We start from the raw sequence: 13870 nt of genomic DNA, 5'->3' as shown, positions 1-13870 counted from the left end.
ACCCCCGCGGCACCAACACTTCTGCGTCAACTCGACAGAGAAAAGCANTCGGTGCAAGTGGTCGGAAAGGCGGGAGATTCATGGAGCGCGAGACCGGGTTCGAACCGGCGACCCTCAGCTTGGGAAGCTGATGCTCTACCAACTGAGCTACTCGCGCGCCGGGCGGAAACTAGAGCAGGGGCGGTTACTTCGCCAACCGACGGCGCGAATTCACAGCAATTTGCCAACCGCTTGCCAGGATCCTCCATCCCGCGCGCGATTCCGAACGGCAAAACCGATATCGGGCCAAACTCGCAAGCACGCCTCGACAGTTCCCCGGGCTTCGCTTGCCAAAACATCCCTCGCGTAATGTTCATTCAACATCGCGACGAAGAGAAGCCGCGAGAGCAAACCCGGGAGGTTTCAAATGCTGAAATCCTGTCAAGAAATCTATGTCCGCTTGCCGGACGAGCAGGAAGAGCGAATTCTCCACCTTGGTCTCTGCTTGGAATGGAATGCCGATACGGCTGTCGTTTCGATCAGCGATCGTGAATTCGGCCTGGAGGCGGGGCAGGACATTCTTCTCTACTTCACCGACAGGTCGCAGTTTCTCCAGTTGGCGGTTCGCATCACACGTGCCACGATCGAGGGGGTGAAACTTCAGCTCGAGCTCGAGCGCCAGAGCGATCCGATTTCGGCCGAAGCGCGCGAGACGTTCCGGGTGACGACCCTTACGTCGGGAATCGAGGTGTTGCCCGGGGGGACTGATCGACGCTCGCTGCGAGATATCAGCGTCATTGGGTTTGGACTCGTGACTTCTGAAAGTTATCAGCTGGGGCAGACCCTCTCGGTTGTCGTTGAGCGCGGAGAGGATGAGCGCTATGAGGGCCGCGCGTGCGTCCACAGTATCCGAAAACTTCGCAAGGGCCACGTTCGCTTTGGCTTTCGCGCCCTGCCGGACAAGGACGACGCGAACCTCGCGCAAGAACTGAAGGACCTCACGATCGAGGTCCAACGCGCCCAACTTCAGCGGGTAACGTAGACAGTCCAGCTAGTATCGAAGCGCCAGGCTTATTCGTCGATCAACTCTACGAATAGATCTTCCATCTCGTCATCGGGCTCTGGCTCCGCGTCGAGGATGGGCTCTGCACTGATTTCGTCCGGGAGTGCAATGCGGGTCGCTTCTGCGCCGGCGGGTTCGGCGGCGTTGTGACCTTCGAAGACTGGCAGTTCGCTAGCGCTTTCGTTCTCGTCCAACATTTCTTGCACGGCGCTATCGAGTTCGTCGGCTCCCGCCGCCGGGAGACCCTCGGGCGAGATTTCCATCATGGGCTCGGCGCCGGGTGCGACGAGTTCACCGAGATCGATTGCGGAAGCACTTTCGCTGCCGGAAGTGAACGACGATACCCCGACCTGGGAATCGGCCATCTGGTCGAGTTCCAGTGCCGAGACTTCGTTGGCGTCCATCGAACCACCGCTCGGGGCCATCGGTGCTGCTGCGCTCGGGATGGCTGTGTAGGTACTGCCCGGCTGACTTCCAACCCCGAGATCAGCGGCGGCTCGCTCGATGTCTGCTGCCGTCAGTTGTTTTCGGTTGGCCAAATACGCTTCGAACAGCGCATTGTCTGCCAGGGTGTTGAGCAACCGCGGGCGACCGCGACCGAGCTTGTACAGAGCACTCACGGCCTCCGCGGGGAAGGTCTCCGGATCTCCTCCGCTGATGTTCAGGCGATGCATCAGATAGTCGTTGGTGTTTTGGTAGTCGAGAGGCCCGAGAAGCATACGAATATCGACCCGTTGCCCGAGCGAAGCTTCGTGGCAAAGGGTGACATCGAGTTGGGGCAGGCCGATCAGGAACAATGAAAGTAACCGCCTGTCCTCGTACTCGAGGTTCAGCAGGCCGCCAATTTCGCCGAGCGCTTCCCGGGTCAGCAGATGTGCGTCGTCGATCATCAAGACCGAATGTCGTCCTTCTTCCCGCACGATCGCCAACTGCTCGTAGATCTGACCGAGCAGACCGGGTCGATCGGAACTCGCGTCTTCAATGTCGATCATTCGCGCGTAGCGATTGAGTACCGATGTCGCGTCCGTAGCGCCCGGCATCATCAACATGAACTGTGCGTCGAAGATTTCTTCCTCGAGAGTCTCGAGCAGGCGACGCGCGAGCAGAGACTTGCCCGTACCGCCCTCCCCCGTCAGCACGCACAGGCCTTTGTTTTGGCGCAGACCTCGCTCTATTCGGCGACTGGGTTCGATGTGTGAAACGCTATCGAAGTAGAACCGAAGGTCCGGTTCGTTCTGAAACGGATCCTGTCTCAGACCAAAGTGATGCAGATGTTCCACGGATTCTCTCCCTTACGTGCAGAGCCGGCGCACAACGCTCGCGACTCCGCTAGATCATCGTCTAGATTCGCACCGAGCGACTAGACGAACGAAATCCTCTTTTTCTTCTTTTTCTTTCGCTTGCCGGTTTTGCTTCCCGACGCGTCTGGATCGGGATCTTCTTCAACCTCGATGGCTTCGACTGTTTCCGCCTGTGCGGGCGCTTCTGTGGCGCTCGTCGAATTGGCGTTCTCCGCGGCAATCTGGCTCGCCTCGGCTTCGGCGATCACGTCGTCAAAAGACTCGAAGGTTTCTTCCTCCGCGTCATCCGCCTCGATCTCGGCCACCAGATCATCGAAGTTTTCGAAACCCTCGTCGCTGGATTCAGTGTCTGCGAGTTCGACCGGGCCACTCGTGCTCGCCACGAGTTCCGTCAATTTCGTTTTGTAGTCATCGATACCGGGAATCGTGGGGTCGGCCGCCTGCGCGGCTTCGAGCGCTTCAAGGGCTCGAGTCAAGTCGCCCTGGGATTCCAAACTGCGAGCCAAGTCAAAGCGAAGACCCGCTTCTTTCTGCGGCGTCAAATCATCGCGCGCGAGCGCCTGTTCGAAATGATTCGAAGCGTCCAGGAAGCGACCCAGGTCGATCGCACACAAACCCATCATGTACAGACTCTCGACTTGGTGCCCCGGACTGTCGAGGCAAATCTGGAATTCGCCGATGGCGTCGTCGTACAGCTCCATGCCCCGGTATGCGATGCCGAGATCGAAGCGCGTATCATAATCGTCTTCGGCCAGGGTTTTTTCTACCCCCGACTTGAAGTCCTTGAAGATGGATGCAAAGCCCTCTTCTTCCGAAGTCGCTTCGCTGCTGCTGCTGGCGGAATCCTCCTCGGCCGCGCGGCTGTCTTCTTCTTCGATCGTCTCGCGCAACTCCGCGGCCAAATCGAAGGAATCGTCTTCGTCCTCCTGCGCGACTTCTGCTGCGGCTGCGACGTCGTTCGATCCCGAGGCGTCCAGGGTGTCGCTGCCATCGGAATCCGGGGCGGACGCGGCTACGTCGCTAACGCTGTCTTCATCTGCAGGCAGGGGCATCGTTTGATCGGCGACCGACGCATCGGTAGCTTGCTCATCTTCTTTTTCGTCGACATCGTCTTCGTCGGCATCGTCGGCATCGTCGGCATCGTCGGCATCGATTTGGACTTCGACGTCGATCTCTTCTCCCTCGTCGACGTCAACCTCGACTTCAACATCGTCAACATTAAATTCAAGCTCGACTTCCGCTGCTTCTTCGGCTTCTTCGGATGTCTCGTCCTCATCGACCTCGACTTCAATCGCAATTTCGAGCTCGCTGTTTTCTCCCAGAGCAACCGAAGCGTCCTCGTCACTTGCGGCCGCATCCAGGCCATCGGCCGAGTCGTCTGCGATTTTTTCGAAAGGAAGATCAGCCGGATCCAGGGTTACGTCGCTCGGAGACGCGGCGTTGGTAGCGGCTGCCGATGGATCTTCGCCGCGTGCCGCACGGATTTCACCCAGGCGCAGCATGGCGCTGGGATGATTTGGAGCGACCTCGAGAACCCGGTTGAAGATCGCCTCCGCCTCGTCATAGAGCGACTGCTCCATGTAGAACTCGGCTTCCTCCAGGTCTTCGCTGACGTGTTGGAGGCTGCTCGCCGTAAGGCTGGCTTGTGCCGAGGCGCCCCCAGCTTCAATCCCCGCCGAGGTATCGAAGACCACTCCGTCGAGCGATTCGTTCAGCTTGTCTTCTGCCGAATCTACTGCGACGCTCGAACTGGCGGCGGAATCCTCGTCGGAGTCGATTTCCAAATCGAACTCGAGATCGACTTCTTCCTGGACTTCGGGCTCGGTACTGGGAAAGGCATCTACATCGATGTCGTCGACATCGACTTCGACATTGTCGGCGACAGCCACATCGACGAGATCGACTTCCACGTCGGAGCGGATCGGATCGACAATCGTGGCGCCGGCTTCATCCGATGCAACTTCCGCAATATCCGGGGCCAGCGCTTGTGCGGCACCCGGGTCGAGTACCGCGATTCTCTCGCGCAGGTTCTCGACGGCTGAGGCGTCACCGGCACTGGCCGCGAGGTTGGCTGCCGTGACCCAGTACTCGACGGCCTTGGGCGTATCTCCCCCATCCGCGTAAAACTCGCCAATCTTCTCGATTGCACCGCGGTGATTGGGCTCCTGCTCTAACAGTGCTTCGAGACTCGCGATCGCCTGGTCGCGCTTGCCGTAGCGCAGGTAGACACTGGCTTCCGCAAACAGCTGGTCTGGATCGCCGACGGGCGAGCTCAGATCAGCCGAACTCGAGCTGTCGAATTCGTCATCCATGTCGAGTTCGAAATCGTCGTCGCCATCGCCATCGCCATCGCCATCGAGGTCGATGAATGAGTCGTCACCGTCGTCCGACTCGTCTTCTACGACCAGGAAATCGTCGTCGAGAAACCCATCGTCTTCGAGCGCGCTGTCGTCGTCCGCGACAGCGTCGGTGGAAGCAGCTGCATCTGTGCCGCTATCGGACAGCTCGAAGGCATTGTTGCTGGGCAAGCGCTGCATCAGCTCACGAGCCTGGTCCTCTTCGCCGCGATCTCGATGGTGCTTCGCCATGGCCTTGGTAACGACCGTGAGTTCATCCGTTCTGTCGAGTTCGGTGTAGATCCCGACGAGCAGATCGAAGTGGCCGTCACCATCTGCTTGCTGGTCGAAAGCGCTTCTGGCAAAAGGCTCCGCCCGGCCGGGCTGACTGAGCTGAACCAGGTTGCGCGCCAAAGCGAATTCAATGTCGCAGCGCTCGGGTCGTATTTCGAGAATGCGCTCGTAGACCGGGATCAGCGCATCGGTTGCACCTTGGCGCACCATCTCTTCCACAATGGCTTCGTACTCAGAGATGGCTTCGTCGAGCAATTCTTCCTGGCGAAGCAACTCCGCAACCTTCATACGACTCGTGGTGTTACTCGGATCCAGGGTCGCCATTTTGCGAAGCAGTTCGAGTGCTTCTGGCTTCTGGCCGTCTGCGTGGTAGCCGTCGGCCGCGGTCTGGAGTGCGCCGACCGCTTCTGCGTCTAGACCCATTCGCTGATACAGCTCGGCCAGAGACACGTACGCCGGATAGCGCTTGCTGTCGAGGTTCAGGATCTGCTTGAAGACCGCGACGGCCCGGGCGTCGAAACCGCCCTGCTTGTATTGCTCCGCCACGCGGATGTAGTGGGAGATGGCCTCTTCGTTCTGGCCCCAGCGACGATGGGCGTCGCCAACTTCCAACAACAGCTTTGCATCCCGGGAGTCCGCCTTGAGGAGCTTGGCGTACTCTTTCAGCGCCTTCTCCTTGGCTCCCTTCTGCGCGAATTTCCGCGCAGTTTCCAGGACCTTTCGCTTATTCAACGCCAATTCGTGCGCCCTCAGCTTCCCAAAATGGAATCCGCAAACGGGGGGGGAAATGCCCCTCCTCAGAGTCCATATCGGCCAGCGACGAGCGCCCTTGAGGCTTGCAAGCGCAGGTGATCTGCGAGGAAATGAGGGGCCGGCAATGCCCCTAGACTGATTTTGAGCTGGGTGCGGCCAGAATATCACCGCGATGCAATTCGACTCTTTCGCCCGCCTGCGCACGCTCCGCTGCTTCGGGCTCTGCTGCTTCAAACTGCACATTGAGGATCTTGGCAAAGCTGGCCACGAGCGCCTCGCGCAGCGCTTCCTCGCTCGCCTCAATACCCAGTTCGGCCAGACTGACCGAGGCACGCGGGTCGATTCCCGCGGCTGCAGCCGCAGCGGGAAGATCCGCAGAGATGCGAATTGAACCGTGCTGGAGAACTGCGCCCCCGCGGCGGCGCTGCGCACTGCCGACTAGTTTTTCCGTGCCCACCACAATTTCGTCGCCGGCGGGAGCTGCGAAGCAGTCGAAGTTCCTGGAGGACTGTGCACCCCGCCGCACCGGTACACGGCGCGCGGTGCTCGCCCCCAACGACTGGATCGCGTCCACCAGTGCGGTCGCGACCTGGTCGTAGGAGTTGCGCAGACCCGGACACAGCATTTCTTCGGGAGCCGTGATGCTGTAAGTCAGGTCCTGACCGTGTAACACGGCTCGCCCGCCGGTTGTTCGACGCACGATCCCAACGCCTTCGCGCTCACACGCGCGAACGTACTCGGGGTCGAGTTGGCGCTGGGCGTAGCCGAGGGAAACCCAGGGACCAGCCCAGGTATAGAGTCGCAGGCTCGCGATGCCCTTTTCAGAGGCACTGCGGAGCAGCGCTTCGTCGAGGCCCATATTGAATGGGCCCGCTGCATCGCCGCTCTGAATCAGACGCCAGGGAGTTCCAGCCATGGTTCATGAAGTGCTGGGCGAGGCCCCGCGCAAATGGTTGATCAGCGCTTCGAGCCCGAGGCGATAACTCTGGGGGCCGAACCCGGTAATGACACCAATCGCGATCCCCGAAATATAGGAGTGCTGACGAAACTCCTCCCGCGCGTGGACATTCGAAAGGTGGATCTCGACGACCGGGAGTTCGCTCCCGAGCAAGGCGTCTCGCAGGCTCACGCTCGAGTGCGTGAGCCCCGCCGGGTTGATCAAGATGCCGTCGGCGTTGCTTCTCGCTTCCTGAATCCGGTCAATCAGCAGCCCCTCGTGATTGGACTGAAATGAATCGAGCTCACAACCGCTTTCCTTGGCCTGGCTGGAGAGCAAGCCGTCAATTTCGGCAAGATTCGTGGACCCGTAGATGTCGGGCTCGCGGGTTCCGAGCATATTCAGGTTTGGACCGTGTATTACGAGAATACGAAGTGAGTCGACCACGCCGGATCCTCCTTGTGCGAGATCAGTCTTCCGCGGCTGATGTCGAGGTACAGGTATAGCAACAACCCACCCGCAGGGGTCATCAATACGAGAATTGGCACGCTGGGGTGATGAACCGCTTACAGTTCGTCGCGAATCTCTCGCTCATAGCGCCGCATGCGGTAGCGCGACTTGCCGAGATTGCCCTCGGGGCCGAGGGCCAACACCAGGACTACGTCGTCGGCGATCTCGCGAAACAGCAACGTAAAGCGACTCAGGCTGATCACGACTTCGTTGACGAGTCCACCGCCCAGGGCATCCGAGGCTTTGTGAATGTCACCGAGGATGCGGCCGAACTCCGCGCCGGCTGAGCCGAGATCTTCGCCGAGCGGGCTCTCGATTGAATGGTTGCCACTTACGTGCACGATCGGAATGCCGTCATTGCCCATCAGTGCAATGCCGATTGCGTCGTCATTGCCTTCGAGAATCTTCTGGAGAATGCTTTCGAAACTCACGCGACATCCCTCCGGATGTTCGCAAGCCAGCCTTCGAGTTGATGGATGATTCGAGTCGCGCGCTCGTCACGTGCCGAGTCCGGGTCCAGGTGAAGCTCAGAGCGAAGGTCGGGATGAAGATCCAACTCCGCTGCGGCGGGTACGGGATCGGGGCTCTCCGCGAGAGGGGCGCCAACCAGGTCCATCAGGGGTGCGGTGGCCGCAGCGTCAGCCGATACGTCTGGATCTGTCGTCGCGTCAGCCTCGGGTTCGGTTGCGCTTTCGACATCTTCCGCCTCGTCGGGCGCCTCGTCGGGCCCCTCGTCGGGCATAGACGCGCGGACTCGCTCAGCGCCCTCGAGATCTCCCTGCCCTTCGAGCAAGTTCGCCATCGTCTCGGTGGCAAATACCTTGCGGCCGCTCGCGGAATAGCCCTCGCCATGGTCGCAACTGGCTACGTCATCATTGCCGGCAGTGTCTGTGGTGATGACATCAGGGCAGGCATCGTCTGAATCCACATCGTCGCTGACATCGAGCATGGCCGATTCAGCCAATTGATTGGCGCTGATCATCTGGTCGGCGTCGGTCCGAGCAGAGTCGAATGCGTGGTCAATTTCCTCCTGACGCAGGGCATCCTCGGAAGCATTGTTTCCGCGATCCTCGTCAAATTGCGGGAGTGCTTCGGAGGGTGTCGCCAGCGGAGTGGAATACAGCCGATGCTCCAGAGACACGGATTCGGGTGCAGTCGAATCCGAGGGAAGCTCAGGGACATTCTCTAGAATGCTCGCAAGCTCTTTCGAAGCCATGGTTATTTCGCCCTTGTCGATCATGGCCAACGCGAGGGCAACGCGGCCTCCCATGCGCTCGGGGGCTTCCGCCAGGCCACCCTTTGCGATCGACTCCGCGCGCTCTACATGACCGGCGCGGCGATACGCTTCCGCCAGCCGTGGGAATGATGGGCTGCCCGGATTCTCTTCGATCTCTTGCGCCAGCCGTTCAAACTCCGAGGCTTCGCCTGCTCCGGCCAGACTCTCCGAAGTGTCGTCGAGCGTCTCGTCATTCATCTGCTTTCCCCCATCAACCCACTCAGGTCCGTTCGACGCGCCGCGACTCGGCCGCCGGATAAATCTCAGCAGGAGTGAGCGGGACCGTTTCGGCCTTTCCGATTTTGCGCAGCACGACAAACTGGATGCGGCGATCCTGCTTCTTCTTATCGACCTGCAGCCCGGATAGATAAGCCCTCCTCGGAAAAGGGGGAAGTTGAACCGGGAGCTTGGTGGCCACAAGCAGATTTTGCAGACGTTCTCGGGTGCCATCGGGGGCGATCCCCAACTGTTCCGATCGTCGCGCGGCGTAGACCATGCCCATCGCAACGGCCTCACCGTGGAGAACCTTGCGATAGCCGAGTTTCTTTTCGACCGCGTGTCCCATGGTATGGCCAAAGTTCAAGAGCATGCGCACCCCCGATTCGCGTTCGTCGAGGCTCACGACCTTGACCTTGATCGCGCAGGCCCGCTCGAGAATGGGGACCAGGACCTTTGCGTCGAGGTCGAGGGCCTTGGACATGTCGCGTTCCAGTCGGGAAAAGAGCCGGGCATCCCAGATGGCGCCCGCCTTGATCACTTCTGCCATGCCCGCTGCCCGCTGTCGACGGGGAAGACTCTGCAGGGTCGCGGTGTCGATCCACACGAGCCTCGGCTGGTGGAATGCACCGACAAGATTCTTGCCCTGCTTCAAATTGACTGCGGTCTTTCCCCCGATACTCGCATCGACCATGGCGAGGATCGTGGTGGGAACCTGAACGTAGGGGATGCCGCGCAGGTAGGTCGCGGCGGCATAACCCGCCAGATCCCCGACCATCCCTCCGCCGAGCGCGACAACCGCAGAACTTCGATCCAATCCGATGCGCAGAAACTCGTCGTAGAGGCGGCCGAGTTCTCGCAGGTTCTTGCTCGCATCCCCGTCCGGCACTTCGATTTTGCGCACCCGCAGTCCCGCCTCTCGAAGCGATCGAGAAAGACGCGCGGCATAGCGCCGTCCCACACCGGGAACCGTTACCAGGGCAACCTGGGAAGCCCCAGTGGCCTTTGCGATCGCTGGACCGGCTTGGTCGAGGTTGTCGGTACCAATATGAATTGGGTAGCTGCGCTCACCCAGATCGACGCGCAAATTGCGTCGCGGGGACGGGCTGCGCCCGTTGACCTTTGCCATCCGCTTTCGGACCTCCCCCCATGCCACGACATTCATCGCGTGATGCACGACTGCGATCGGCCTACAAATCGCCGTCTCAGGCGAAAGCGTCGAACCGGTCTTGCGCCTCAGCCCGCGCCCAACTGGTTGAGCTTCCCGGCAATCTCTTCCACGATTTCGGTCACCAGGGCCTCGTCGGTATCGATTGTGACCTGGGCCCGACTGTAGCTCGGCTCTCGTTCCCGCTGCAGGGTCTTCAGGCGATCGATGCGCCCCTCGCGCGTCAAGTCGCTCAACATGGGGCGGGTCTTTGCATTGCCGATCCTGCCCAGCAGCGTTTCGGGCCGGGCACGCAGATACACCACGGTTCCCTGTTCCGTCATGAAGTCGATCATACCGGGCTGGGCCGGCGCTCCTCCCCCCGTCGCCACAACCAGGGGTTCTTCTTTCCCATCTGCCGAATCACCAGGGCCTCGAGTCGCCTGAAGCCCTCTTCTCCTTCTCTGGCGAAGATCTCCACGACGCTGCAACCGGCGTTCTTCTCGATCTCGAGGTCGCTGTCGGCGAACTTCAGACAGAGGCGCCGGGCCAGCCCGCGCCCAACCGCGCTCTTGCCCGAACCCATCATCCCCACGAGCCAGACTGTTCCGCTTGCGCTCACGCGCCCGAGTATACGCAAAACGGGGAAGAGCCTAGGCTCTTCCCCGTCTCGGGCGTTCGGTCTTCAAGAGCTCGTCCCGGAGAGTACTAAGTCCCCGTCGCCAGCGAAGGAGACTGGATGATGCGCGGTGTCACGAAGATCAGCAGTTCCTTGCGAATGTCTGTGAGTTCCTTGCTGCGGAACGCCGTCCCGATGATGGGCAAGCGGTGCAGGTAGGGAACGCGCGACTCACGCTCGGACTTGTTGATCGTGTAGATGCCACCAATCACCAGGGTCTGACCATCCTTCACCAGGGTCTCGGTTTTGGCCTCCGCCTTCGCGATGGCGGGTGAACCGGTCGGCGTCGGCACCGAATCGTCCGGTGCATTTCGCGTGACTTCGATTTCCATGATGATGCTTCGATCGGAGGTAATGTGCGGTCTCACCTTCAAGCTCAGCACGGCATCGATGAACTCGAGTTTCGCGTCCCCACCTTCGAAGGTCTGGAAGGGAATTGAAACACCTTGTTCGATCGTGGCCAAGCCGTTGTCCAAGGTAACGATCCGCGGACTCGAGATTACCTTGCCTTCACCCATGCTCTCTGCAGCGCGCAACTGGAGATTGAGGTCGAGCTTCTCGTCCAGCAGGAATGCGCCCAGGTCGGCCAGGGCCGTCGGGGTCGAGGTAATCGGATTCGAGAACGCGACACCATTGCTTCCGTGGAAGCGGAAGTCACTTGTCCCTAGATCACTCCGGAGCGCCGATCCAGAGAACGGATCGACGAAGGGCTGGGTCACGATTCCCCAGGTGCTGCCCAACTCACGAGAGAAGTTGAGGTTGGCCTCGACGATCTTGGCCTCGATCATCACCTGCGGAGTCTCTGTATCAACGGCCTTGACGAGTGCCACGGTTTCATCGATCACCGAAGCGATGTCCTTCAGGATGAGCGTATTGGTTCTCTCATCAATGTTGACCGTACCGCGAGACGAAAGCAGTCGCTTTGCGAGCTTCTGCATGTCCTTGACCGATGCGTAGTTCACCGGCAGCAGCTTGACCATGAGATCCTCGAGCTTCTCCTTGTTGCGTCGTTCCTGGAGTCGCAGTTCTTCTTCCGCCGCGATGATATCGGCCGGCGCCACCCTCAAGATATTGCCGACACGAACAAAGCCCAGGCCCTTGGTCAGCAGGACTACGTCCAGCGCCTGATCCCACGGCACGTCGACCAGGCGAATTGTCACGCTTCCCTTGACCTCGTCACCGGCGATCAGGTTGAGATCACTGACCTCTGCAATCAAGCGCAGCACATCCGAAATCGGAACGTCGTTGAAATCGAGTGAGATGCGTCGTCCCCTATACTTCTTGCCGTCGACCAATCCCCCTTCCTGCAACACTTCTACTGCTGCAGGCGGTTCGAGGGACGCCGGGCCGGACTCTTCGAAGTCGGATCCAGCAACCTCATCGAATTCGTCGAAATCATCGAATTCGTCGGCCAGCGGTGTGAGGCTCGCAAACTCGTCGTCTCCAGCGAGTGGATCGAGATCGTCATCCGCAAAGGCTTGATCCATTTCGGCGGGACCGGCGAGTCCGGGGTTTTCCGAAAACTCCGGCAGATCGTCGAAGGATGCAGCCTGGGCGACGAGTTCTTCACCCGTGTCGCCCATCGGGGCCGCGGGCGTAGCTTCGGCCGCGTCAGCAGTTCCGTCTTCCCAGTTGGACTCTTCTTCACTAGCGGCTGCCGGTGCGGGCGCGTCGCCAGTGTCGTCGCTCGACGCGAGCGTCAAGCCAATCTCCTCCTGCACCGGGAACGCCGGCGGCTGCGCTGCAACCGCTCCGAGGTGCTCGAAGTCAATGAAGAGCAAAGATCCACGTCGACTGATCAAGGGCTCCTGACCGGAAGCACGAGTCACCACCAGTCGAACTTCACTTCCGTCGACGTCGGGTTGCTCGAAGATCGTGATCAGCGAAACCGGGCCACCCGACTTGCCGCGGATCCGACCCGCTGCCTCGGGCGCTATGGTGGCGCCAAAGAGACTCACGATCAGGGTGTCCGCGTTCGGCGAGTGAACGCTGTAGTCGACGACCGCTTCGCTGAGGACCGCAATACGATCCAGGTTCTCCATCGGGGTATAGTGGACCCCGTGAATCGCGACCCAGGAAGTCTCTGCCGCTGGCTCATCGATGGGGGTGACTTCCGCCACTTCCGTCTCTTCGAGCGGCGTAACCTCAGCCACTTCCGTCTCTTCGTCGATCACGTCGGCGTCGGCCACTTCCCAGTCGTCATCGATGATGGGCGCGACCTCAGTCACTTCCGTTTCTTCGTCGATCACGTCGGCGTCGGCCACTTCCCAGTCGTCATCGACGGGCGCGGCGTCTGCTAGATCCGTCGCTTCGCCGGTGTCCCAAGCTTCGCCATCACCCTCATTTCCAGCTTCGGCGAGTTCTTCGACTGCGGCCTCATCGGCGATCGCTGGGTCGGCCGGCCATTGGTCCGGCTGGTCGTCGCCCTCCATCGCATCAGACGGTTCAACCTGCGCCAGAGCCTGCTCGTTCCAGGTCGCCTGGGCGGCATCCAAACCAGCGGTCAACGCCTGATCGATTTCCTCTCCTGAACCTACTGCGAGATAGAGACCATCGGCGCTCGGCTTGATGCTGCGGCCGGCAAGACCCAGTGGCTGCTCGCCACCATCGATCACGATTCGCACCTTGTCGGCGTGAGCGCCGATTCGGACGCGCGAGACCAGAGCATGGTCGACCGGCACGGTTGCAATTGCAGTCTCGAGTGCCATCCCGGGGAGGTCCACCACGAGGCGGTCGGGACTATCGAGTACGAAGCTCTCCACTGCCCAGATGCTGCCGTTCGCCGTGAGATGCACGAGCACACCACTTTCCAGGCTTTCGACCCGGACGGCTGACAGCGTCGTCGCAACCGGTGGCGGCGTTGCCGCTACGGCTGGGGCTTCCGGTGCATCTTCGATGGCCGGATCGGCGACGGCGAGTTCTTCGCCCTCGGCTGCCGCCCAGGGATCAGTACCGTCATCATCGGCAGCGTTGTTCCACGCCAGTGGATCTCCGCCCTCGACCAGGTCAATTCTCAGACCTTCTTCGGTGGCTTCGATCGTATAGCTGGCATCGGTCCCGAGTGCGATCTCGACCCGGGTAACCGCCTCGCCACCCTCTTCCCAGTAGGTGCTGGTGGTGACGTGGTCAATGATCCCGTCGTAGATCTCAACTCGATCTGCCGCATCTGCGGCATCGACCGAGGCGAGTTCAATGACGATCGCCTGAAGATCAGCGTCATAGGACGCCGTGTAAATCGAGTCTGAAAGACCCACCAATGTCACGGCAGAGCTCTCAGTTCCCGAATCCACCTGGATCTCGGTCAACCATGCGGCCGGGGGATTCCCCTTATCGACCACAGTAGAAGCACAGGCCAGAACGAATCCAAGCACTACACTCG

General features: G+C 60.4%; 11 protein-coding genes and 1 tRNA gene. 1 reads left to right on the top strand and 11 read right to left on the bottom strand.

From position 1 onward, the window contains the following. Nucleotides 1-81 precede the first annotated feature (81 nt). Nucleotides 82-157: transfer RNA gene (locus IH881_11050), tRNA-Gly, on the bottom strand. Nucleotides 158-406: 249 nt separating this feature from the next. Here IH881_11050 and IH881_11045 point away from each other — a divergent pair. Beyond that, entirely contained in the window at nucleotides 407-1021 is a 615-nt protein-coding gene (locus IH881_11045; GenBank protein MCH7868223.1) for a hypothetical protein, read from the top strand. Between the two features lie 29 nt (nucleotides 1022-1050). Here IH881_11045 and IH881_11040 read toward each other — a convergent pair whose 3' ends face one another. From IH881_11040 to pilQ, 10 genes are all read right to left on the bottom strand, one after another. Further along, on the bottom strand, nucleotides 1051-2322 hold the full coding sequence (locus tag IH881_11040) for an AAA family ATPase (protein MCH7868222.1): 1272 nt from the start codon (nucleotides 2320-2322) through the stop codon (nucleotides 1051-1053). 80 nt (nucleotides 2323-2402) lie between these two features. Then, a complete protein-coding gene (locus IH881_11035; protein MCH7868221.1) occupies nucleotides 2403-5705 on the bottom strand; it encodes a tetratricopeptide repeat protein in 3303 nt (1100 codons plus the stop codon). 151 nt (nucleotides 5706-5856) lie between these two features. Continuing rightward, entirely contained in the window at nucleotides 5857-6642 is a 786-nt protein-coding gene (locus IH881_11030) for a lipoate--protein ligase family protein (GenBank protein MCH7868220.1), read from the bottom strand. 3 nt (nucleotides 6643-6645) lie between these two features. After that, a complete protein-coding gene (gene aroQ / locus IH881_11025; protein MCH7868219.1) occupies nucleotides 6646-7062 on the bottom strand; it encodes a type II 3-dehydroquinate dehydratase in 417 nt (138 codons plus the stop codon). Between the two features lie 167 nt (nucleotides 7063-7229). Then, nucleotides 7230-7604 (bottom strand): hypothetical protein, encoded by a 375-nt coding sequence (locus IH881_11020; protein MCH7868218.1) that lies wholly within the window; start codon nucleotides 7602-7604, stop codon nucleotides 7230-7232. Beyond that, nucleotides 7601-8647 carry a hypothetical protein gene (locus tag IH881_11015; protein MCH7868217.1) on the bottom strand — a complete coding sequence of 349 codons (1047 nt, stop codon included), beginning with the start codon at nucleotides 8645-8647 and terminating at the stop codon, nucleotides 7601-7603. Before IH881_11015 ends, IH881_11020 begins: the two co-directional genes overlap by 4 nt. Nucleotides 8648-8669: 22 nt before the next feature. Next, the gene (locus tag IH881_11010) at nucleotides 8670-9794 is read right to left on the bottom strand and encodes a 3-dehydroquinate synthase (GenBank protein MCH7868216.1); all 1125 of its coding nucleotides are present in this window, start codon (nucleotides 9792-9794) and stop codon (nucleotides 8670-8672) included. 107 nt (nucleotides 9795-9901) lie between these two features. Further along, nucleotides 9902-10204 (bottom strand): hypothetical protein, encoded by a 303-nt coding sequence (locus IH881_11005; protein MCH7868215.1) that lies wholly within the window; start codon nucleotides 10202-10204, stop codon nucleotides 9902-9904. Continuing rightward, the gene (locus tag IH881_11000) at nucleotides 10165-10434 is read right to left on the bottom strand and encodes a hypothetical protein (protein ID MCH7868214.1); all 270 of its coding nucleotides are present in this window, start codon (nucleotides 10432-10434) and stop codon (nucleotides 10165-10167) included. Before IH881_11000 ends, IH881_11005 begins: the two co-directional genes overlap by 40 nt. A gap of 86 nt (nucleotides 10435-10520) precedes the next feature. Beyond that, nucleotides 10521-13781 carry a type IV pilus secretin PilQ gene (gene pilQ / locus IH881_10995; GenBank protein MCH7868213.1) on the bottom strand — a complete coding sequence of 1087 codons (3261 nt, stop codon included), beginning with the start codon at nucleotides 13779-13781 and terminating at the stop codon, nucleotides 10521-10523. Nucleotides 13782-13870: the final 89 nt, after the last annotated feature.

Source organism: Myxococcales bacterium (assembly GCA_022563535.1).
Lineage (GTDB): Bacteria > Myxococcota_A > UBA9160 > UBA9160 > UBA4427 > DUBZ01.
Note: the sequence above shows the minus strand (reverse complement) of the source record. Positions and strands in the feature narration are given on the sequence as shown.